This window comes from Pseudomonas putida group bacterium ESBL64, from assembly GCF_045277175.1.
In the GTDB taxonomy this organism is placed as follows: Bacteria; Pseudomonadota; Gammaproteobacteria; order Pseudomonadales; family Pseudomonadaceae; genus Aquipseudomonas; species Aquipseudomonas alloputida.
Genome location: NZ_CP145799.1, coordinates 1,093,855 through 1,116,803, shown reverse-complemented (window position 1 = coordinate 1,116,803; position 22,949 = coordinate 1,093,855). Strand labels below are relative to the sequence as shown.

The 22,949-nt window shown below is 61.8% G+C and carries 16 protein-coding genes and 1 pseudogene; 4 read left to right on the top strand and 13 right to left on the bottom strand.

Annotated features, from left to right (window positions below; genetic code table 11):
• Positions 1-88: 88 nt before the first annotated feature.
• The gene (locus V6093_RS05015) at positions 89-940 is read right to left on the bottom strand and encodes a LysR family transcriptional regulator (RefSeq protein WP_004374928.1); all 852 of its coding nucleotides are present in this window, start codon (positions 938-940) and stop codon (positions 89-91) included.
• Between the two features lie 62 nt (positions 941-1,002).
• Positions 1,003-2,187 (bottom strand): MFS transporter, encoded by a 1,185-nt coding sequence (locus tag V6093_RS05010; RefSeq protein ID WP_012052224.1) that lies wholly within the window; start codon positions 2,185-2,187, stop codon positions 1,003-1,005.
• A 267-nt stretch (positions 2,188-2,454) separates the two neighbouring features.
• On the opposite strand from V6093_RS05010, the gene V6093_RS05005 reads away from it, so the two are divergent.
• Positions 2,455-3,114 (top strand): alpha/beta hydrolase, encoded by a 660-nt coding sequence (locus V6093_RS05005; RefSeq protein ID WP_004576841.1) that lies wholly within the window; start codon positions 2,455-2,457, stop codon positions 3,112-3,114.
• On the opposite strand, the gene V6093_RS05000 is transcribed toward V6093_RS05005, so the two are convergent.
• Positions 3,099-3,980, bottom strand: coding sequence for a LysR family transcriptional regulator (locus V6093_RS05000; protein WP_004374921.1), 882 nt, complete (start codon positions 3,978-3,980; stop codon positions 3,099-3,101). The two genes, V6093_RS05005 and V6093_RS05000, sit on opposite strands and share 16 nt — an antisense overlap.
• A gap of 185 nt (positions 3,981-4,165) precedes the next feature.
• On the opposite strand from V6093_RS05000, the gene V6093_RS04995 reads away from it, so the two are divergent.
• Positions 4,166-5,809 (top strand): acetolactate synthase large subunit, encoded by a 1,644-nt coding sequence (locus V6093_RS04995; protein ID WP_004576806.1) that lies wholly within the window; start codon positions 4,166-4,168, stop codon positions 5,807-5,809.
• A 126-nt stretch (positions 5,810-5,935) separates the two neighbouring features.
• On the opposite strand, the gene V6093_RS04990 is transcribed toward V6093_RS04995, so the two are convergent.
• On the bottom strand, positions 5,936-8,479 hold the full coding sequence (locus tag V6093_RS04990; RefSeq protein ID WP_047602652.1) for an HWE histidine kinase domain-containing protein: 2,544 nt from the start codon (positions 8,477-8,479) through the stop codon (positions 5,936-5,938).
• A gap of 226 nt (positions 8,480-8,705) precedes the next feature.
• On the opposite strand from V6093_RS04990, the gene V6093_RS04985 reads away from it, so the two are divergent.
• Positions 8,706-9,323, top strand: a complete 618-nt coding sequence (locus V6093_RS04985; protein ID WP_047602653.1) for a dTMP kinase — start codon at positions 8,706-8,708, stop codon at positions 9,321-9,323.
• Between the two features lie 40 nt (positions 9,324-9,363).
• On the opposite strand, the gene V6093_RS04980 is transcribed toward V6093_RS04985, so the two are convergent.
• Complete coding sequence (locus tag V6093_RS04980) at positions 9,364-9,804, bottom strand: Lrp/AsnC family transcriptional regulator (RefSeq protein WP_004374903.1); 441 nt, start codon at positions 9,802-9,804, stop codon at positions 9,364-9,366.
• 143 nt (positions 9,805-9,947) lie between these two features.
• Between V6093_RS04980 and V6093_RS04975 the strand changes: the two genes are divergently transcribed.
• On the top strand, positions 9,948-12,995 hold the full coding sequence (locus V6093_RS04975; RefSeq protein WP_406669725.1) for an aminotransferase class III-fold pyridoxal phosphate-dependent enzyme: 3,048 nt from the start codon (positions 9,948-9,950) through the stop codon (positions 12,993-12,995).
• A gap of 78 nt (positions 12,996-13,073) precedes the next feature.
• Here the strand turns inward: V6093_RS04975 and V6093_RS04970 are convergent, their stop codons facing one another.
• The 8 genes and pseudogenes from V6093_RS04970 to V6093_RS04935 all read right to left on the bottom strand — a co-directional run bounded on the left by V6093_RS04970 (position 13,074) and on the right by V6093_RS04935 (position 22,863).
• Entirely contained in the window at positions 13,074-14,198 is a 1,125-nt protein-coding gene (locus V6093_RS04970; RefSeq protein WP_004374895.1) for a mechanosensitive ion channel family protein, read from the bottom strand.
• Between the two features lie 303 nt (positions 14,199-14,501).
• Complete coding sequence (locus V6093_RS04965) at positions 14,502-15,560, bottom strand: diguanylate cyclase (RefSeq protein WP_144000569.1); 1,059 nt, start codon at positions 15,558-15,560, stop codon at positions 14,502-14,504.
• Between the two features lie 477 nt (positions 15,561-16,037).
• The gene (locus V6093_RS04960) at positions 16,038-18,089 is read right to left on the bottom strand and encodes a TonB-dependent receptor (protein ID WP_406669724.1); all 2,052 of its coding nucleotides are present in this window, start codon (positions 18,087-18,089) and stop codon (positions 16,038-16,040) included.
• Positions 18,090-18,170: 81 nt separating this feature from the next.
• Positions 18,171-18,578 carry a DUF2946 family protein gene (locus V6093_RS04955; protein ID WP_108078632.1) on the bottom strand — a complete coding sequence of 136 codons (408 nt, stop codon included), beginning with the start codon at positions 18,576-18,578 and terminating at the stop codon, positions 18,171-18,173.
• A 194-nt stretch (positions 18,579-18,772) separates the two neighbouring features.
• A pseudogene (locus V6093_RS04950) lies at positions 18,773-18,892 on the bottom strand (hypothetical protein); the annotation flags it as partial.
• Between the two features lie 60 nt (positions 18,893-18,952).
• Entirely contained in the window at positions 18,953-21,106 is a 2,154-nt protein-coding gene (locus V6093_RS04945; RefSeq protein WP_406669723.1) for a TonB-dependent receptor, read from the bottom strand.
• Between the two features lie 71 nt (positions 21,107-21,177).
• Positions 21,178-21,567, bottom strand: coding sequence for a DUF2946 family protein (locus V6093_RS04940; RefSeq protein WP_014861864.1), 390 nt, complete (start codon positions 21,565-21,567; stop codon positions 21,178-21,180).
• Between the two features lie 402 nt (positions 21,568-21,969).
• Positions 21,970-22,863 (bottom strand): LysR family transcriptional regulator, encoded by an 894-nt coding sequence (locus tag V6093_RS04935; RefSeq protein ID WP_004374880.1) that lies wholly within the window; start codon positions 22,861-22,863, stop codon positions 21,970-21,972.
• Positions 22,864-22,949: the final 86 nt, after the last annotated feature.

Below are 22,949 nucleotides of genomic sequence, written 5' to 3'. Positions count from 1 at the left end.
CCTTCAAGGGCGTGAGTGATGGAGTTAGCCTAACGCTGGCAGGGTTGGGCGAAAATTCCGTATTGATGCATGCGCCATCTGCAAGAATTCACAAGCGTAGCAGCGGCCGCACCTGTTGCTGAAGGAAGTCGGTAACCGCCTTGATCCGCGGGGTGGCACGCACGTCTTCATGCACGGCCAGCCAGATTTCGATGCTCATTGTCTGTTGGGCGCTGCCTGCTTCTTTCAGACCGTGTTCCTGTGCCATGAACGCGGGCAGGCAGGCGATGCCGATGCCGCCGGCACAGGCTTGGGCCTGGATGCGCAGGTCATTGCTGTGCAATGCGAACGGCTGCTGGCCGGCCTGGAGGTTGAGCCATTGCTGTTGTGGGGAACGGGCCTGAGACTCGTCGTAGCCGATGTAGCGCCTGACCGTTGCGCTGGCCAGGTAACCGGGCGAGGCATACAGCCGGTAATCCAGGTGCCCCAGCAGGCTGACCACCAGAGTTGGCTCTGTCGGCCTGGCCAGGGCGATGCTGATGTCAGCTTCGCGGCGGACCAAGGATGCCTTGGATTTGCTGCCTACCAGCTTCAGGCGCAGCTGTGGGTAGCGCTGGTACAGCTCGCCCAGGCGCCGGGCAACGATGCTGCCCAGCAGCGCCGGTGGTGCCGAGAGCACCACTTCGCCTTCCACTGTCTGTTGGCCGGCGCTGGCGAAATGTGCCAGGGCAAAAGAGGACATGGCCATCTGCTCGGCGAGTTCCGCAACACGTTGGCCTTCGTGGGTGAGGGCATAGGCGCGGGGACGTCGGTCGACCAGCTTGAGCTTGAGCGAAGCTTCGAGCGAGGCGATGCGCCGGGCCACGGTGGCGTGGTCGACACCCAGGGTCTTGGCAGCGGCCGACAGCGAGCCGGCCGAGCTGAAGGCGGAGAAATGGCGCAGGTCTTCCCAATCGAACATGAATGACTCGGCAGTGGCGGGTGCATAAAGGGGTAGGGTAACCCTTTATGACCCTGCCGGCTTCAATGCCCGCCTTTCATCCGCCGCGCCACCAGGTAGATGCCCAGGCCAACCAGCGCAGTCGCGGCGCCGATGTACCCGGTGCTGGTCCAGCCCATGCCGGCAGTGATCGCCATGCCTCCCAGCCATGGCCCCAGGGCATTGGCCAGGTTGAACGCCGCATGGTTCGACGCCGCTGCCAGGCTAGGTGCCTCATGGGCAATGTCCATGAGGCGGATCTGTAGCGGTGCCGCCAGCGCGATCATGGTGCCCACCAGGCCGATGCCCAGCAGCAGGCTCCACAGCGCCTGGGCGGCGAAGGTAAAGAACAGCAGCACGGCGACCGACCATATCAGTACCAAGCCCACGGCGCGGAACTGCAGGCGGTCGAACAGCTTGCCGCCAGCGATGTTGCCGACGATACCGCCCACGCCGAACGCCGCCAGACCAAACGGAATCCACTGTGGCGACACCTGGGTCACGTGCAGCATGGTCGGTGCCAGGTAGCTGAACACGCAGAACATGCCGGCAAAACCGATCGAAGCGATGGCCAGCGCCATCCATACCTGTGGGAGGGCAAAGGCTTGTAGCTCCTTGCGCGGGTCGCTGCGTGTTTCGTCGTGGCGCTGGGGCACGAAACGCCAGACCAGGGCGATGGTGCACAGGGCGATCGCGCCGACCAGCACGAATGCCGAACGCCAACCGAAGTACTGGCCCAGGAAGGTGGCAACCGGGTTGCCGAGCAACATGGCCAAGGTCAGGCCCATCATTACCCGGGCAACCGCCCCCGCGCGCTGATCCTTGGCGACCATGCTCGAGGCGACCACTGCGGCAATGCCGAAGTAGGCGCCGTGGGGCAGGCCGCTGATGAAACGAAATGTGACCAGGCCACCGAACGAGGGGGCAAAGGCCGTGGCCAGGTTGCCCACGGCATACAGCAGCATCAACAGCAGCAGCATGTGCTTGCGCAACAGTTTGGCACCGAGAATGGCCAGTGTCGGTGCGCCAACCATCACCCCCAGCGCATACGCGCTGATGGCATGGCCCACCTGCGGCTCGCTCAACTGCAAATTGCTGGCAATGTCGGGCATCAGGCCCATGATGGCGAATTCGCCGGTGCCGATGGCAAAGCTGCCCAGTGCCATGGCGGCTTCCATCTTGGCGACGGTGTGTTTACTGGGGAGCGGGGGGCGTTCCTGGACTGACATTTGTATCCCTATTGAAACATGCTGAAACGTTCAAGGCGGGATAATAGTCAATCGATGGCTGCAACGTCGAGGATGCTGCCCCGGCTGCCGCGACGTTGCAGCCCGTTTCCTGCTCAGTGCGGGCGCGCTTGCTACGCCCCTGGCTGAAGTGACTGGACCCTGTGGCAGCGGGTACGCCTGCTCTTTTAGACTGCGGGCGGTGACGCGCCAACGCTCGGCAAACGGTGAGTACACGCGCCACACACTCGGTTCACAAGGACAACTGCAATGTCAGATACCCCGCGCAACCCGCTGCTTATCGATGGGGCCGTCGGCCAGATCGAGCTGTTGATCGACTACCCCGACGGACCACCCAAAGGGCTGGTGCTGGTCAGCCATCCGCAACCGCTGCTGGGCGGTAGCCCACGGCATATCGTGCCACTGACCCTGGCACGGCAGCTGCGTGCAGCCGGCTGGCAAGTGGTACGGCCGAGCTTTCGTGGGGTGGGGCAGACGCAAGGCACGCACGACCAGGGCATCGGTGAAGCCGAGGATTGCATCGCGGTCATCCGTCACTTCAATCAGCAACAGCCCGAGCTGCCGGTAGCGCTGGTCGGGTTTTCCTTTGGGGCCTACGTGTTCGCCCGGGTTGCCTGTGCGCTGGAAGGGCAGTTGCAGGCAGTCGCATTGATGGGGCTGCCGGTGGGGGATGTACCGGGAGGGCGCTATTACGAGCCATTGCCGCTGCCTGGGGATTGCCTGTTACTCCATGGTGAACAGGATGAAATGGCACCGCTGGCCAACCTGCTGCAATGGGCTGGCCCTGAACAACGGGCGGTGTCGGTGTACGCCGGTGCCAATCATTTTTTCAAAGGCTGCCTGGGGCGTGCAGCGGAGCAGGTGATTGCTCATCTCGCCCAGAAGACTGGTACTCACCGCTCCAGGTAATGCGTCTGTGCAGCAAAATCGATAAACCGCTTGCTGGCCAGCGACAGGTATTCCCCCGAGCGCCAGCACAAGCGGAAACTCATCTGCTGTGCTGGCCGGAACGGCACGCCGACGATGCCTGGCGTGCGTTGCTGCACCGAGCGCAGCAGGGTCGCCACCCCCATGTTGTCCAGCGCGGCCTGCACCACCAGCGAGACGAAGTTGCTCTGTAGCGCCACCTGGTAAGTGATGCCATGTTCGGCGAAGAACGCATCCAGAAGATGGCGTTGAACGAAGGTGCGATCGAACACCACCATGTCGGTATTGCGCAGGTCTTCGGCGGTGAGGTAGGCCTTGCCGGCATAGGGGTGATCCGGGTGCATGCACGCCAGCATCTCGTCGCTGCCCAGCAGGATCGACTCCTTATCCGGCGGTACACGCCGGGACTCCAGCAGCGCCAGGTCGATTTCCCGTTGCTCCAGGCGATGGCCAATGTCTTCGGCACTGCCTTCGAACACGGTCATGGCAATGCCGGGGTACGACTTGCGGAAGGCGTTCATCAACCCGGGGACGTAGTGCAGGCCGAACATCGGCGGGATACCCAGGCGCACTTCACCGCGCTTGAGGTCGGCCATGTCGCGCAGCTCTTGCCGGGCAACGTCCATTTCGCGCAGGGCAGAGGCAATGCGCGGCAAGAACTGCTCGCCTTCTGCCGTGAGGATCACTTTGCGCGTGGTGCGGTTGAACAGGGTTACCCCCAGTTCTTCTTCCAGCCGGGTGACGGCCATGCTCAGCGCTGGCTGGGCGATGTGCAGGTGCTGCGCGGCCTTGGTGAAGCTGCCTTGCCGGACGATTTCGACACAGCAGCGCAATGCCTTGAGGTTCATTGAGGGGTGCTACCTTTCATGCGAGATGCATTCATAACGAACTGTGATGCTAAGCATCATAACAATATATTTATTATTATTAACCAGAGGGCCTACGATGCGCGCCACTGAGACATCCTGCAACATCTCAGTCACGCAGCTTAATAAATCTGCAATCCCACAAAGATTTTGAGGTAGTACCCCAAATGGCCAAGGCCGCCGATGTCGTTGTGCAATGCCTGGAAAACGAAGGTGTCGAGTATGTATTCGGCATTCCCGGTGAGGAAAACCTCGACCTGCTCGAATCCCTGCGCAAGTCGAAGATCAAGCTGGTACTGACCCGTCACGAGCAGTCTGCAGGTTTCATGGCTGCCACCTACGGTCGTCTGACCGGCAAGACCGGCGTCAGCCTGTCGACCCTCGGCCCTGGTGCCACCAACCTGGTGACCGCCAGCGCCTACGCCTACCTGGGCGGCATGCCGATGATGATGATCACCGGGCAGAAGCCGATCAAGAAGTCCAAGCAGGGTCGCTTCCAGATCATTGACGTGTGCGGCATGATGGACCCCATCACCAAGTACACCCACCAGTTCGCCTCGGCCGACAACATCCCGGCCCGCATGCGCGAAGCCTTCCGCCTGGCCGAAGAAGAAAAGCCGGGTGCGGTGCACCTGGAGCTGCCGGAAGACATCGCCGCCGAGCAGACCGACGCGCTGCCGATCCCGCGCAGCCTGCACCGCCGCCCGCTGGCCGAGCACGTGGCCATTGAAGCTGCCGTCGAGAAACTGCAGAACGCGCGTAACCCGATCCTGGTGATCGGTGCCGGTGCCAACCGCAAGATGACCGCCAAGGTCCTCAAGCAACTGATCGACAAGACCGGCATCCCGTTCATCACCACCCAAATGGGTAAAGGCGTGGTCGACGAGCGCCACCCGCGCTTCCTTGGCAACGCTGCGCTGTCGTCGGGCGACTTCGTTCACCGCGCCGTCGAAGCCGCCGACCTGATCATCAACATCGGCCACGATGTGATCGAGAAGCCACCGTTCTTCATGGTCCGTGGCGGCACCGAAGTCATCCACATCAACTTCCGCTCTGCCGAAGTCGATGCTGTGTACTTCCCGCAAGTAGAAGTGATCGGCGACATCGCCAACGCCGTGTGGCAGATCAGTGAAGCACTGAACGACACGTCGCACTGGGACTTCACCCGCCTGATGGCCATCCGTGAAGCCAACGAAGCACAGATCGCCGAAGGCGCCGACGACGACCGCTTCCCGGTCTACCCACAGCGCATGGTGGCTGACATCCGTCGTGTACTGCCGTCCGAAGGCATCGTCGCCCTGGACAACGGCATCTACAAGATCTGGTTCGCCCGCAACTACAAAGCGCACAAGCCCAACACCGTGCTGCTGGACAACGCCCTGGCGACCATGGGCGCCGGCCTGCCATCGGCAATGGCTGCGCACCTGGTGCACCCGGACCGCCCGGTAATCTCGGTGTGCGGCGACGGCGGCTTCATGATGAACAGCCAGGAACTGGAGACTGCAGTACGTCTGGGCATGCACATCACCGTGGTGATCCTGCGTGACGACGGCTACGGCATGATCCGCTGGAAGCAGGCCAACATGGGCTTCACCGATTTCGGCCTGGACTACGGCAACCCGGACTTCGTCAAGTATGCCGAAGCCTACGGCGCCAACGGCCACCGCGTGGAAAGCGCCGAAGGCCTGCTGCCGCTGCTGGAGCACTGCATCAAGACCCCGGGTGTGCACGTGATCGACTGCCCGGTCGATTACAGCGAGAACGACCGCATCCTCAACAGCGAGCTGCGTGAGCGCGCGCTGGCGGTGTAAGCCCTGACAGGCCGGCGCCGTCTTTTTGCCGGCGCGGCCTGGTGCTGTAAAGAGGCCCGTATAGCTGACGGTGATGTGTCGGCTTTACGGGCCTTTTCGCAATACAAGGCTGCTTCTGTATCCCATTCACCCCAGCTCAAGCAGGCCTTGCAGGCTGGCCAGAATGGCATTGGCGTCATAAGGCTTGCGCGTGACGGGCACATGCTGCAAGTGCTCGGGAATGCTGATGCCGTCGCCATAGCCGGTGGCAAAGAGGAACGGGACCTGCCGGCGAACCAGTTCATCGGCTACGGAAATGGAGGTTCCGGTGCCCAGGTTGACATCCAGTATTGCCGCGTCCGGTTTGTGGCTACCAAGCAGTTGCATGGCTTGGTCCTCGGAGCTGGCGGTGATCACGTCCTCGATTTGCGCATCGTTGAGAATTTGCTCCAGGCCTACTGCAATTACCAGTTGATCCTCGAGTATCAGCACACACAAACCCGAGCGCGCTGCAAACGCACCGTTTGCACGGGCCATAGGCGTGGCCGGGAGAGCGGTTACTGCCGCTTCGGCTACGGAAAGGTGCTTGGCCGGGATTCTGAAAAAGCCTTGCAGGCCTTCGGGGTGATATTCCACCGCGCTGGTGCCACCCAGGTCGAACGGGATGCTGCGGTCGATCAGCACCGTACCGAAGCCGCTGCGGCTGGGCGGGCGTACCGTTGGCCCACCACTTTCCCGCCAACTGATGGCACAAGCGTTGGTGGCGTCGATTGCCCAGCTCACCGAAAGCTTGCCGCCAGCCCGCGATAGCGCACCGTACTTGGCCGCGTTGGTGGCCAGTTCGTGCAGCACCAGGGCCATGACCGAGTACGCGCGCGCATCGAGGATGACGTTCGGGCCCTGCAACTCGATCACGTCGGCAGCCGTGCGATAGGGAGAAAGCTCGGCCTCCAGCAGCTTCGCCAGGCGCCCGCCACCGTCACCGCGCACCACCTGGTCATGGGCCAACGACAAGGCCTGGATACGCCCTTTGAGCGTTGCCACATAGTCCTGCAGGGTCTGGCTTTCCGGGGTCGGATGGGCAACCAGTGCACCAATCAGCGACAGGATGTTCTTGACCCTGTGGTTGAGCTCTTCGTTGAGCATGCGCTGGCGCACGTCGGCTTTGGCGCGTTCACTGGCGAGCAGTTCGCTGTTGTGCAGCACCACTTCGACGATAGCGGTACGGATGGCATCGCCAAACTGGCGGTCCTGCTCGGTCCAGGGTAGCGACTGCTGGTGAACGGTTTCTTTCCAGATGGCGAAGCTCTTGCGGGGCGTCAGGCGGTCGCCCAACGCGCCGCTGTCATAGGTCTTGTTCGGGTCCCCGGCCCAATCGAGTGTCTCGACCACCTCCTTGCGGAAGAAGATCAAGTAATCCCTTGGGTGTTGCGACATCGGGACGATCAGCACACCCGACACATCATTAAAATACGCCTGGGCCGACGGAAGCACCGTCGACAGGCGATTGGACGCCCAGATTCGGCCTTCGCTGACCATGTCTGCCAGGCGCAGCAGATCAGGCACGGCCGTTTGGGGCGGCGCCAGCCCTGCGCACGACCAGCGGCCTAGCAGCGACATGCCGATGCCGTCGCAGGGAATCAGCGACATCAACCGGGGCAGGCGTGCGTGGAAGAACCCATCAATGTCCGCCGCCTGGTTGGCGTCGCGCAGCAGGCTGTCCAGGGCTTTGTGGATGCGCACGGCGGCTTCGAGTTTTTGCCGGCTACGCAGGGTCTCGATATGCAGGGAGAAGAACTCACCGAACATCTCGGCGGCCACACGTTGCCCCATGGCCAGCGTGCGCGGTGCGTAGTGATGGCAGGCAATCATTCCCCACAGCTCGCCATTGACGATGACGGAAATCGACATCGAGGCGCCCACGCCCATGTTGCACAGGTATTCGCAATGGATCGGCGAGACGCTGCGCAGGTGCGCGTAGGACAGGTCGAGCGGTTCGCCCGAGGGGTCGAGCACCGGGTTGATGGCGACCGTATTGAACTGGGCGTCGGAGATTACCCGGATCGGGTTGCGCAGGTAGAGCGCGCGGGCCTGCTGGGGGATATCGGAGGCGGGGAAGTACTGGCCCATGAAGCTTTCGAGGTCGCTACGCTTGGACTCGGCAACCACCTTGCCGGCACCGTCGGCTCCCAGCTGGTAGATCATCACCCGGTCGTAACCGAGCACCGCCCTGACAAAGCGGGCGGCGTCGCGGAACAGCTTGTGGGTCTGGTCGATTTCGCGCAGTTGGGCAATCAGCGTGCGGGCCAGCTCGATCGGTTCGGCGATGCTCGCCCCGGCGGGCTCGAATTCGAGGATTGCCGTGCCTTTGTACAAGTGGGCGGCGATGTCGACGGCCGCGCCGTTGGGCAACGTCACGCCGAAACTGAGCGCGGGCCGCGAGGCATCCCGGGTACGGGCAAGTGCGTTGCGAAGCGTATGCGTGACCTCGTCACCCAGCACCGCGTGCAGTTTCTGACCATTGATATCGTTTGCTACACCCAGCATCTGTGGGGCGTTGACCGAATGGCGCAGCACTACGGTCGCCGAGGCATCACAGGCCAGCAGGCAGCCATGGGGCTGGATGCTCCCGGGAATCTGGATGGGCTCCCGGTCGCAGTTGGTCAGGTTAACGTGGGGGTTGTAGGTCATTGGCCCGTGCCTGTGGGTAAGGGGAGGCGGGCTGCAGGTCCGCCATCGTCCGTCAGCCTAGCAGGCATTGCACGCCTTGGGGATGGCGGGTCGGGCAATGCCGGTCCATTCCCAAGGCAATGCTTTGATCACAGCGTGGAGTACGGATGTACTCCCGTCGAGAATCGCTTGAAGGCAGCTACGATCAATGGTCTTATCCCGGGCTTGAGCCAACTGGTATTGCAAGATGAACCGCCCGCTGTTTATTTCCTTCGATGGGCCCAAGGGGACCGGCAAGACCACGCTGCTGGAGGCCGTCACTCAAGCGTTACGGCTGGACGGGAACAAGGTGATCCGCCTTTGCGAAAGAAAGAATGATCCTCACCGGGGCGAGACCATGGCCCTGGTCAACCAGCTTTCCAGAAGCCCTTGCCAGGACCTTGAGTTCAAGGTTTGCGAGCGCTTCGCTGAAAGCCGCGCCTGGATTTCCCGACATGTACTGCCCAGGCAGCCCGCTGACAGCATCATCCTGATTGATCGCTGGTACCCCTCTGACGCTGCGTTTCGCCGCACAGTGCCGTTTGACAAGATCCTGCGCCTGAACCTCGAACGAAACGTGCAAGTGCCCGATTTGCATGTCGGGGTTGTCACAACGCCTGAAACCTCATGGGCGAGGGCCGCGGCGCGCACGCGTGGGCTGGGCAGTACGGTGATCCATAACCTGGATGAACAGGTTGCCTGTACCGAGGCGTTCGAGCGTGCGGTTGCGGAGCAAGGCTGGGTGCTGTGCCGCAATGAAGGGACCGTCGACGAGGCAACGCGGCAGGTCGTTCGCGAGATCCAGGGCGTGCTTCGACACCTGTGAGGCTTGGGTAAGTACGGCCTGTCTACTGCCTCTGCAGGTATCAGGCGCCCTGGCGGTCGATATCACGGCGCAGGACTACCGACGTGGTAATGTCATCCACTGATTCGTGACGTGCCACGTTGTCGCGTACCTGGTTGAGGTCGTCGATCGTTCGGGTCTCCACTTCAACCACCAGGTCAAGCTGACCGCTCACCGACGACACCCGCCGTACGCGCGCGTCCGTTGCCAACTGGTCGAGCAGCCCCATGGCAGGCGTACGCTGCAACGTAACCAGCAAGATCGCGCGTATCACGTTGGCGTCTATTTCGCCGATGTCAGCGCGATAACCGCGAATGACTCCGCTGCGTTCAAGGTTGGCGACACGCTCGGTGGTGGCACTTCGGGAAAGGCCTATGCGGCCGGCTAACGCCTTGAGCGCAATACGCGCGTCCTTCGAAAGTACCTCAAGAATCTCACGATCTTTAGCGTCCAGGTCACGCATTGCAGCCCCTTGATAAGCTTGCCGTCATTATGCCGGTCGGAACCGGCATAATGCCTGTTGCGCCCGACCGTATGCAGGGTGTCCGTTTCGGCGGCGCATGACAAGCTATTGAAAAACAATCAGCGCGCTCGGAACCTGATGATATGACAGACCTTTCCCACCCGGCACCTCGGTTTTCGGCAAGCGATGCAGAGGGCCTTGCAAAAGATTTCTTCAATGTCACCGGCACTGCAACGCCCTTGGATGGGGAACGTGATCGCAATTACCGGCTGGATACGGGCGTAGACGCAGGCTGGATACTGAAAATCGTCAATGCCAGCGAGCCCAGGGTAGAAAGCGAGTTTCAAACCGCGCTACTCGACCACCTGGCCGTGCATGGCGCGCATTTGGGCGTACCACACCTGCGGGCCAGCGTGACGGGCGACTACCTGCCGTCTGTGGCCAGCAGCACCGGTGAACAGCACGCTGTGCGCCTGGTCAGCTGGCTGGCCGGCACGCCACTTGCCAAGGCCAGACGCTCCCTGGCGCTGATGAGAAACTTCGGCCAGGCACTCGGTGAACTTGACCGTGCGCTGCAGGGCTTCATGCACCCGGGCGCAGTCCGCGACCTGGACTGGGACTTACGCCATGCTGCGCGCTCCCGTTCGCGGCTGCACTGCATCAAGGACCCTGATCGCCGGGCCGTTGCCGAGCGCTTCATCGCCCGGTTCGAGCAGACGGTACAGCCTGAACTGGCGTCCCTTCGGGCCCAGGTGATCCACAACGATGCCAACGACTGGAACATCCTGGTCGATGCCGAAACGGCCGGTAACGTGACTGGCTTCATCGATTTTGGCGATGCCGTGCACACCGTTCTGATTGCCGAGGTCGCAATCGCCAGCGCCTACGCCATTCTCGACATGGACGACCCGATCGGCGCTGCGGCTGCGCTGGTGGCCGGCTTCCATGAGAAGTACCCGTTGCAAGCGCAAGAACTTGATGTGTTGTTCAACCTGATAGCCATGCGCTTGGTCATCAGCGTCACGTTCTCCGCTTCCCGGCAGGACCAGACCGACGACAACCCCTACCTGGCGATCAGTGAAGCACCTGCCTGGCGTCTACTGGAACAGCTCGATTCGATGAACCCACGGTTGGCCACCGGCATTTTGCGCAAGGCCTGTGGTTTCGATGCCATCGAAGGTGCGGGGGAAGTCCGCCGCTGGATTGCCGACAACCACAAGTCGTTTGCCGACCTGGTGCGCCCGTCAGCCGCCATTCTCGACAAGGTCATCGCGCCGTTTGGCGATGCCAGCCATGAGATGACCATTGCCTCGGCCCAGCAGCGCCCTGCAGATGCGACGCGGTGGTGGAATGAATGCTCTGCCGCGCACAAGGCCCCGCTGGGCATCGGGCCATGGGGCGAGGTACGTGCCGTCTATACCGACAGCGCCTTTGAGTCTCGCTTCATCAAGGGGCAGCACCGGACCCTGCATGTGGGGGTAGATTTGCTGATGCCAGCGGGTACGCCGTTGTACGCACCGATTGCCGGCACCGTCAGAAGCGTCGAGGTTGAGCCAGACCCGCTGGGTTATGGCGGCCTGGTGATGCTCGAGCACACCCCGCCCGGTTGCCCGCCATTTCTGACACTGTGGGGGCACATGGCCCACGAGGCGCTCAGCCGTTTGAAGGCCGGTGACAAGCTCGAAGCGGGCGACCTCGTCGGTTACATGGGCAGCGATCACGAGAACGGCGGCTGGATTCCCCACCTGCATCTGCAGTTGGTCACCGATACCCAGTTGCGCGCGTGCGAGGTCATTGGCGTGGGTGAGCCCGCATACCGCGAAGCGTGGGCCGACCTGTTCCCCGATGCCTCGGCCCTGGCCGGTATCCCGCCAGAGACCTACAGCCAGCAGGGGATGACCAAGGCCCAGATCATTGCCAGGCGCAAGGAACTGCTGCTACCCAACCTGTCCATTTCGTACACCGACCCGATCAAGTTCGTGCGCGGTGATGGCGTATGGCTGATCGACAACTTCGGGCGGGCCTACCTGGACTGCTTCAACAACGTGTGCCACCTGGGCCATAGTCATCCCGACGTGGTCGAAGCCCTGACCCGCCAGGCTGCGCTGCTCAACACCAATACCCGCTACCTGCACGACAACATCGTCGAATACGCCGAGCGCCTGACCGGCACTTTGCCCAAGGGCCTTTGCGTAGCGTCCTTTGGCTGCTCGGGGAGTGAGGCCAACAGCCTGATGCTGCGTATGGCGCGCAACTACACAGGCAGTGATCAGGCGATCGTGCTGGACTGGGCCTACCACGGCACCACTCAGGAACTGATCGATCTGAGCCCTTACAAGTACAAGCGCAAGGCGGGCAAGGGCAGGGCGGCGCATGTTTACGAGGCCGTGGTCCCGGACAGCTACTACGCCCCCGAGCACTGGCCCGTGGAAGCGCACGGCAAGCGCTTTGCCGAGTCGGTGGCAGAGCAGCTGGATGCCATGCGCAAGGCAGGCAAGCGCCCCGGGTTTTTCATTGCCGAATCGATCCCCAGCGTGGCGGGGCAGGTGTTTTTGCCCGAACACTACCTTGAGGAGGTGTACGCCATGGTGCGTGCCGAAGGTGGGCTGTGCCTGGCCGATGAGGTTCAGGTCGGGTTTGGCCGGGTCGGCAGCCACTGGTGGGCATTCGAGACCCAGGGCGTGGTCCCGGATGCCGTCAGCATGGGCAAACCCATTGGTAACGGCCACCCGATGTCGGCGGTAGTGACCACGCGCGAGGTTGCCGATGCTTTCAACAACGGCATGGAGTATTTCAATACCTTCGCCGGTAACCCAGTGTCATGCGCGGTAGGCCTGGCGGTACTCAATGCAATCGAGCGCGACCAGTTGAAAGAAAACGCCTTGAGTGTCGGCCATTACCTGCTCGAGGGTTTGCGCAAGCTTCAGCAGCAGTTCGACGTGATTGGTGATGTGCGCGGGTTGGGCCTGTTCCTCGGCATCGTGCTGGTCACTGACCGCAAGTCAAAGACGCCAGCCACGGCCCTGGCCAGAAAAGTGGCTGATGGTGCCCGGGAGCGCGGCGTGTTGATCGGCACCGAAGGCCCGCATGACAACGTGCTGAAAATGCGCCCTTCGATGATTTTCAGCCGGACCAATGCGGACTTCCTTCTCGAGGTGCTGAAAGACAGCTTCATCGCGGCGCTGAAATAGCGTTTCAGCGCGGGCAGGGCGTGCGCATGTGCACGCCCTGCGGCGGACCTATCTGGCGAGCCGGGCAGGTTGCCAGCATCAAGCGCCCCTGATGCTCAGGCCTTCGCGAGCCTGGCCATGCAGGCCGGCGGCCTCTGGCAATGCCGTGACCTTGATTGCGCGCACCGGCACGGCGAACTTGGCGCCGATTTGCGAGAACCGCTCCAGCAGCCTGAAGTTGATCGCTTGCTGAATGTCCATGTAAAGGTTGTAGCCTGGGTCCCGGACAATGTAGACACACTCGAACTCCAGCGCCTCTTTGCCGAAGCCGCGCAGGTGAGCGCGATCGAAACGCGCCTGCTCCTGGGCCTTGATGGCGTCTTCTACGATGGCTGGCGCTTTCTTCACGGCCTCGGTGGGCGTGTCGTAGGAAAGCCCGAACTCGAACACGATGCGACGCTCTTGCAGGCGCTTGTAATTCTGGATGGTGCTGCTGATCATGCTGGCGTTGGCCATGACGATCTGTTCGCCGCCGAGGCTGCGGATGCGTGTGGTTTTGAGGCCGACGTGCTCAACGGTGCCCGCCAGGGGCCCGATGACGATGAAGTCACCGATCTCGAACGGCTTGTCCACGGCGATCGACAACGAAGCGAACAGGTCGCCAAGGATATTCTGCACAGCCAGCGCCACCGCGATGCCGCCCACGCCAAGGCTGGCGACGAAGGCGGTGATGTTCACCCCCAGGTTCGACAGCATCGCCAGCACTACGACTGACCACAGCAGGACCCGCGCGCCCCAGGCCGAAAGGGTTGCCAGTGCGCTGCCCTGGTTCAGGCCGTCGGTACGGTGGCGGGCGAAGTAGCGGCTCAGGCCCAAGCCGATGGCGCGGTTGGCCCACAGGCCAATCTGCAAGGCAGCGACCACGAACCACAGGCTGCTGACCCTGCTCAGCCAGCGCTCGGGCAGGTCGAGCATGCTCAGGCCTACCAGCAATGAGGCCAGCAACAACAGAACGTTGCTGGTGCCGGAAAGCACCTTGGCCATTATCTGGCTCAATGGGCCTTCGTGTTCGGACCAGCGCCGTACCCGGCGCATCAGGAAACTGATGGCGGCACGGGCGACCAGGAAAACTACGGTGGCGACTGTCAGCGCCACCAGCAGATTGAGAATGGAGATGCCGAATAGGGTGGTTTCGGTGAAAAACGCGATGATGCGGTCGTTCATGAGTACCTCGCCTCTGGGGTGATTTGCCAAGGTGCTTTCTTGGGACGTCAAAGAGGCGCAACAGGTCGATCGGATTTCACCACGCTGGGCAGACGGAGTCAGTCTCGGTAGATTTTCTTCAATAACTGCAACAACTTGTTCAGCATTGGCACGACTTGCGGGGTTCGATTGCCAACGCACGCTTGCCGCAACGGCTGCAGGCCCATGCCAACCTACACCTGTTTGACGATGCCGTGCGCACGCTGCGCCCAGCCCCGGGTGACGCCGTGGCCCAGGACCCTGCATAGCCATTCTTTGGATGGGCTAGTGCTGCTCGCGCAATGCCTCCTGCTCCGGTTCGGCGACCGTGACCCGGTTACGGCCCGATACCTTGGAAAGGTACATGGCGCTGTCTGCACTGCTGAGCAAGGCGCCGAGCTCAGAGGCAGGGGCCTTCGCGAACGCTAAACCTATGCTTGCGGTGACCGGGTGTTCATCATTCACACGCAGATTGGCTATCAGGGCCCGCAGGCGCTCGGCAACCTCAATCGCCGTGTCTGGCGGCGTATTGGGCAGCAGGATGGCGAACTCCTCGCCGCCCAGCCTGCCGGCAATGTCGTTGTCACGCAGGCTGGCACTGATCGCTGCACCGATGCGCTGCAGCACCTGGTCGCCTGCGGCATGCCCGAACGTGTCGTTGATCTGTTTGAAATGGTCGACGTCCAGCATCAACACGGCCATGAATGTACCCGCATCCCTGCACTGGGCGTGCTGCGCCGAAGCGTTGTCGAAAAAAGCACGTCGGTTGTTCAGGCCGGTCAGTTCGTCCGTGCACGAGGCCACCATGGCAAGCCGATGCGCGCGTTGCATTTCGTGTTTCAGGCGCCAGGCCGTCGTCAATGCCGAGGACAGGCTTTGCGTCGCGCTGACCACGAACCAGGCGAACACCAGCACCGCCAAGGCTATCCCTTGTTGCAGCGTAGAAGGTTGCAACAGTAGCCAGCCTGTAGAAGGCAGCAAGACCAGGCCCATCGACACCAGGGTCATGTTGCGGTAGGAGGAGTAACACGACACCGCGCTGACAGACATGCCGACGGCAAACAACATGATCAGCGTCTGCCCCAGCGCGTCGTCGGTGGGCATTACGGCAAAGGCGCCCCAGCCCCAGATAGCCGCCGACAGCATCAGCGTGACCCAGTAACGCCACTCCCAGCGTTCGGCCGTGCGCTGGTTGGCCGGTGCTCGCAGATAGGCGAAGAACATGGCGGTACGCACGCCGGTCGACAGGCCCAATAACGTCATCCACACGATGACCCTTTGCGGGTCGAAACGCTCCCAGCCCAACCAGCACAGCATGACGGCGGCCAGGAAGCTGCCAAGCACAGCGGGCGCCGACTGGACAAACAGCTGTTCAAGCCGATCCCTCCGTACGGAGTAGGCTACTTCATCGCCGGGATCAAGGTTTGTCATGGCTGGCGCCGCCGCATGTGACCGGTAGCGGATTCTGGCACTTTGACGGCGTCCTGGAAAAGCCTCCTGGCGTTCACATGTGATGCCCTTCGCCCTGTTCGATTGCTGGATTCAGAAAGCGTTGCGGTAAGTAGTGGCAGTGCAGCACAGGTTATCGCCACGGTTACGGCACCTGCGACGCTTCCCGTATTTCACGTCGTTGCGCGGATCCTTTTCTTGATCGAAGGCTGCCTTGGCTACACAGTTTCCCCTCGCAAGTTCAATCACGAACATAGCGTGTTTTCCGGCACTTCGAAAGCCAATTGATCGCGACGGCCAACAAGCGGTCGAGCAAGCCAAGGCCACTGAGGGCGTTGCCCGAGCCACTGGCGCCGACCAACGTGCAGACTTTCAGAAGTCGAACGTCACGCCGGCATACAGCGCACGACCGTCACCCGGGGCGTGCAGGGAAGCCTCCGCACCATCCGGGTCGTACCACACGTACTCATAGTAGCGGTTGGTGAGGTTCTTCAACTGCAGGTCGACACTCATCGCTTCGGTGACCTTGTACGTCGCGCCAAGGTTCGTGAGTACGTAACCGCCATACCGGCCCTGGGTATTCTCGCGTTCCAGGTAGTAGTGGGTCTGGCCATTCATCCAGGCCGTCAATTGCAGGGCAGGGGTGGCCTGGTAGCTGATGCCGGTGTTCCACAGGTGATGCGGCACGTGGTCGATTTCCTTGCCTTTGCTGGCTGGCAAGGCACTGCTGGGCTCAAGGATTTTCGAGTACTGCCAGGAATAGGACATCCACATCTCGGTGCGTGCGTCCGGGTGCAGGTTAACCTGCAGGTCATAGCCCCAGCGGCGTGTCTCGCCGACGTTGTCCGACTCGCCGCTGGGGTCGTTCAGACGGCGGCTGACCTCGCCCGTGGCGTCCTGGCGCCAATAGGCGAAGCGGCCATCGACCCAACCGGCTGGCGTGAACTTGACACCGGTTTCCCAGCCTTCGTTGATCGACGGAGAAAGGTCTTCGTTGCGCGGTGGTACTTTGTAGGCGGCCGCGCCCGTACCCACCTGGAACGTTCTGCCCCAATTGGCATAGACGCTGGCGACCTTCCAGGGTGAATAGACCACGCTGAGCTTGGGCTGTTTGATCAGGCCGTAGTCGTTGATGTCGTAATCCAGGCCGGTCATCTCGTTGGTGAAGTCACCGCTGATCCTGTCCACACGGTACGCCGGGACAATCTTCAGCGATTCGACCGGTTCGATCTCCGCCTGCACATAGGCCCCCACGGTGTTGAAGTCGTAACGCTGGTCGCGGGTTTGCGCCTGCCGCACGCGGTTGAGCGTGCGGTAACGTTCGCTGCGGTTTTCCTGCTTCTGGATATCGCTGCCGCCTTCCAGGGCGAAGGCATGCAGCCAGTCGACCTGCGGGCGCCAGGTGAGCGAGGTAATGGCGCCGTACTGGGTTTCGTACGTGTCGCGTTCCTGCTGCGAACTGCTGCTCCAGTACTGGGTCCAGCGCCGGTCGTCAAAGGTGTTGACGTAGGTCCTGGCGGACCAAGACAGGGTCTGCGCCAGTTCGGTATCGAAATGCAGGCTGACCTGGTTCATCCGCCGCGTGCCCTTGTCCGTGGCGTTGTAGTCGTTGCTCATGCGCGGGTGGTGGCGGGCGTTGTCCTCGGTCAGGTAGCCGGCCTCCTGCGCTTCGGACTCGTAATGGCGGGCGATCAGGCCCACGCGGTAGTTGCCATCGTCCGGGGTGTAGAACCATTTACCGCCGAAGCTGTAGCGTTCGGTGTCGGCATGGTCGCGGTAGCCGTCGACCTGCTGGCGGGCGAAGAAGTAGTTCTGCGTCCAGTTACTGGTCTCGATGCCCTTGGCCAGTTGCACCTCGCGGGTGTTGAAGCTGCCATAACGCATGCGCGCTTTGTTGTAGTTGCCGCCGGTACGGGTATTGATGTTGACGTTGCCCGCAATGTTGTTCAGGCCATAGCGCGGGTCGCTGGTGCCGCGCACCACCTCGATGCTGTCGATGTCCATGGGGAACACCGAGTCGATGAAGGGCATGTTGCCGTCATTGGTGTTGCTGGGAATGCCGTCGATCATCAGTTTCACGGCGTTGATTTCGCCTTCGCCATTGAAACCGCGGAACGAGAGCTTGCCGGAGGTGGTGCCTTGGTTGAACTCGGTGAGCATCACCCCCGGTGCCCGGCGAAACAGCTCCCAGCTGTAGGCAACTGGCATCTTCTCGAGGATGTCACCGCCCAGAATATCCACCGAACTGAGCACGCTGGTTGTGGCCAGGGGGCCGCTGTCGGTGCCGGTCACATTGACCGCGCCGAGGGTGAGTACCGAGTTTTCGGCAGGCAGTGTTTCAGCGATGGCAAGTGACAGTGGGTTGAGGCCGAACAAGGCGAGCACGGGCAATACGGCGCGTGCGGTGCAACGGGACGCAGGCATGTGTGGTTTCCTGGCAAAAACGGTCGGGCAAGGTCAGGCGTCGTGCAGCGCACGCCATGACCACAAGACAGCAGCGACGGTTTAGGCCAGGGGTGAGGCGCGGGGATTCAGCCGAGGCCACTGTTCTCGTGGCAGCGGCAAGGCATGACGGTCTCCCAGTAGAAGGTCGGCCGGCCAGTAGCGGGGGAACAGATGGCGGTAGTAATCACCGCCTGCCAAGGCATGGCTGGCATGGCCACAACAGCAGTCACCACGCTGATGCTTGGGTTCAGGGGAATGGTCGAGTTGCGGCAGGTCTGCCTTGAGCTGGGTCAACAGTGACTTGGGCAGGCTCTGGGCACCGTGCAGGCTGCAGAAGCTGCCAAATATCAACGACTGGCTGTCGATGCGGGGGGCCTGCAAGGCACGGTCAAGCGGCATCGCCAGCAGGTTGAACAGCAGGGCGAAGCAGGCGAACAGACAAAGTTGTGCACGTGCAGGTGAAAGCATGAGTCACCCGACCGAACGTGGCGCGAATTGAGCCGCATCCGTTGCGGGCTGTATACATTGCGTGGCAGGCCATTTTGTCGCAGGTGCACCACGCTGAGGGCTAAATGACTGCGCATGCTGGCGGCCACCCTGAACACCCGCATCAGCCAGGCGAACAGGCGCAGCGCCTTTAGCGGCTGTTGCGCCCAATGGTCGGGCAACTCGGCGCAGCACCCCGCCGGCAAAGCCGGCAGGTGGGCAAGGCGCTCGGTCGGTGTCAGCTTGGGGTAGCCGCCCTACAGCATGGCAACCCCAGAGACGAACCACCGCGCCATGAACAGGCAGGCGACGATGCCCAGCCAGCGGTGCCACAGGTACAGCTGGCTCCACGCTCATCAGTAGCGCCACTGCACAGCGACTTCCAGGCTGCGCGGTTCACCCAGGTAGTACTGGGTGTTGGTCTGGTGGATGAAGCGGGCATACACCTCGTCGGTGAGGTTGCGCAGCCGCGCGCTGACTTGCACGTGCTTGTCCAGGTCGTGGGTCATGGACAGCCCGTAGACGGTGTACGACGGTACCCATGCGGTGTTGGCGGTGTTGGCGTACACCGATGAGACATAGCGGGCATCGGCCCCGACCTGCCAGCCGGGCGCCAGGTCGTAGGTCAACCAGAGGTTGGCCACGCGGTCGGGGATGTTGACCGGGTTCTTACCCTTGCGCGAGTACACCACGCCGCCGATGGTTTCGTTGAATTCATCGTATTCGGCATTCACCCAACTGAAGTTGCCCGCCGCCAGCAGCTTGGACGTGACCTTGAACGAGGCTGCCAGCTCGATGCCGGTGGAGGTCTGCTGGCCCGCCTGCTCGGTGGTGTTGGGCACGGTCGAGGAGGGCACGGAGATATCCTTGCGCACGATGCGATACGCCGCTGCCGTCGCCGAGCCGCGGCCGTCGAGGAAGTCGAACTTGCTGCCTACCTCGACCTGACGGCCGGTGCTCAGGTCGAAGTCGCCGACCTGGCTGATCGAGGCGCTGGTCAGGGTACCGCCTGGTGGTTCGGCCGAGGTGCTGTATTGGGTGTACAGGCTGACGTTGGAGGTCAGGTCATAGACCAGGCCCAGGCGACCGGTGATGGCGTCCCAGTGTCGGTCGAGCCTGGCTCGCGCCACATGGTCGACCACGTCGAAGTCGATATGGTCGTAGCGCAGCGCGGTGATCAATGACAGTTGATCGGTCAGGCGGGTACGGTTCTCGACGAAGGCCGAGGTGGTGTCGGTGGTGGTGGTTCTGCCCTTGGTCATGGGCGCGTCCATGCCGGGGATATCGAGGAAGTGCCCGGGTTCGAAGCTATTTGGGTCAACCGTGTCGAACGCCCCCTTGGACAGCGGGTAGTTGGTTTGCTGGTTGGTGCTGTAGTCCATGCCGAACGCCCAGTCGCTGGCCAGGCCGAACAACTGGCCCTGGTGGGTCAGCTCCAGCTTGTTGCCGTTGACCTCCTGGTCGTGCCGCTGGCGATAGCCGCCGGAGCGAGCGATGGCGCTGTTGTCGGCGTTGTAGCGATACACCTCGAGATTGCGGTAATCGCGCTGGCCGTTGTAGTGGTAGAAGGTATTACGCAGTTGGGTGTTGTCGTCGAAGCGATAGTCGGTGATCGAGCGCAGCCACCGGGTGCGCTGCTCGTAGCGACCGTCTTCGACGTTGTAGTTGTTGAAACGGTTGTGCTTGTCGATGTGCAAGGTACCGACCAGTGGCTGCAATACGGGTGAGCCCCAGTAGGGGCTGTCCTCTTGCTCTTCCAGGTACTCGATGGCCAGCGTGTGCGAGAGCTGGTCGTTGATGTCGCTAAGCAGTGAGAAGGCCAGGTTGCCGGCCCCATTCTCCTGGCGATCGATATAGCCGTTGGTGCTGGTGCGGCTGTAGTCGAGGCGCGCATAGTGGCGTGGGCCGTCGCCCGTGTTCAGCGCCTTGTTGAAGGCAACCGACGTTTCCATGGTGTCGTAGCGTGCATAACTGACGCGCCCTTCGAAGGTGTCTTCGTCACGGCTTGCCAGCCGGGTGATGAAATTGAGGCTGCCACCGACAGCGCCGCTGCCGTTGAGGAAGGAGGAGGGCCCGCCGAGCAATTCGACGCGGTCGTAGATCCAGGCGCCCACCGGGCGCGCCGCGCCGCCATACTGCAAATTGATGCCATTGAACAACTGGCTGATCTGGGCACCGTTGAACCCTCGGTACGCCACATATCCCCCCCAGCCGGGCGGAGCCGAGGCGTTAACCCCGGGCAGTGCATTGGCGGCGTCCTGGAAGTTACGTGCGCCAATGCGCTCCATGGTCTTGCGGTCGGCAACGCTGACGGAGGCGGGGTTCTCCCTGGCGCTCAGGTTCAGCCGCGAGCCGCTTTCGATGGGGCGATCAAGGTCAAGGCGGGTTGCCTCCGTGGGTTGATTGGCTGTGGCCGTGACATTGCTGGCCGGCAGGGTCAGGGTGTCATCCTGCGCCCAGGCACAGGTTGCGCTGCCAACGAGCAGCGCCAAAGTGGTCATGCGGAACATGCAAGGCTTCCTGGCTGAAATCGGTGAGCACACGCCCGCTGCCGATCAGGCGGCACGGGGACGTGGCGATGTCAGAACGCGAGAAGCGAAGCGGGAGAGGCGCGGGGATTGACCAGTGGCCAGCGCTGCCTGGGCAGGCGTGGCGGCGGTTGGTTGGGTAAAGGGCTGCCCGGCTCACCGGCGAGCAGGGTCAGCAGGCCGAAAAAGACGGCCAGCAGTGTGGCGCTGAACAGGCTGGCGATCACGCAGTCACCGCCGGCAGGCAGGCTCGGATCGCTGAAGTCTTGCTCACCTTGGACCATGCCGCTGCTGTCGGCCGCGCACCAGGCGGCATCATCCATGCCAGCCAGGCGCAACCCGGCCATTTGCCCATGGCCCATGGCGCACAGCAACGAGCCGAACAGGATGCTGAAATACAGCACCCAGGCGACCTGTGATCGTGTGTGGTGGGCCAGCTTCATTGCAGGACTCGGCGTGACAACTGAATGATCAGGTTTAGAGGTTGGCGAGGGATTCTACATGTTCTGGTGCATCTGAACAGGGGGGATTTTTCAAGCACGAATAGTCAATCGGGTACTGTCGGGGGAGGGCTATCGCAGCAATGTCGGCTTCATGTACAGGCCCACCGAGACTCAGTGCTCACCGATGAGTTCGGCAGCAAGAGCGCGGCGTTCGTAAAGCACAAGTCCACTGTCCGCGTGTGCAAACAAGCGCGCGGCATGCCGGCTGCAGCCGGGTTAAAATGCGCAGGGGTAACGAGATGGGCGACACCCTCGGAGAGGTAGGCCGCCACTCCTGTTGTTGCCAGTATGGGCGTGGTGAGATCCGGCCCCGAGTCAGTTCAAGCATGATGGCTGAGGCAGTCAACGCAGCGCGTGTGTGATCGATGGGAAGCTGCAGTTATTCATAAGCTGTTCCTTCAAAACCTCCACCGCTTTAGGCCTTCTGGGGTTGGACTTGTAAAGCAGGACTACCTGGCGCATGTAGCGGTCAGCGTCCGACACGGGCGTTGCCTGTACGTCGTCAGTTTTCAATCCCGCCCATAGCGGGACGACGGAGGCCCCCATACCTTTTGCGACCATGATGTAGATTGCATCTAGCGCATCCAGGTTGCAGAGGACATCGGGTTGCAGGTTATTGTCATTCAAGTATTGCTGTGCAATCTGCCCACCCCAGGCATTTGAGTCATATCGAATCAGGTTTCGACCAAGAATCGTCGAGCGGATGTCGCGCTTGTCAATCGGGTCTTTGGTCAAAAGCATCAGGGGTTCTTCTCGAAGCACCTGTACACGAATGGTTTTGGGGACGGTGAAGGGCGGACATACCATGATTCCCGCATCGAGCTCTCCGCAGGCTACTTGTTCGTAAAGACTGCGCGAGTCCCCTGGCGTGATGCGTAGCCTCAGTTGCGGGGCAATACTTGATAGCTGATTCATGGCCTCCGGCAATAGGCCTGTCAACGCTGTAGAAATCGCGCCGATCTTGAGGTACCCGGACAGGCTACTGGTGTCCAGATCCTCTTTCAGCTCTGCTGCCCCCTGGATCAGATCTCGAATTTTCGGCAGCAACGACAGGCATTTCTCGGTAGGTTCGACAGCGTGTGCGCTTCGGTTCAGGAGTTCGCACGCCAGCGATTTCTCGAGTGCTTGTATACGTTGGCTGACTGCAGGTGCGGTCAGGTTTTCCCGTCGAGCAGCCGCTGCAATCGAGCCAGTTTCTATCACCGCCATCAGGCTTTCGAGAAATCGAGTGTCCAAAACATTTCCTTTCGCTGAGAGATGGAAAAATGCGCTTTAGCACGTGCGCGAGGCTACGCTAACCTCCCCAAAAGTTCTATCACGAA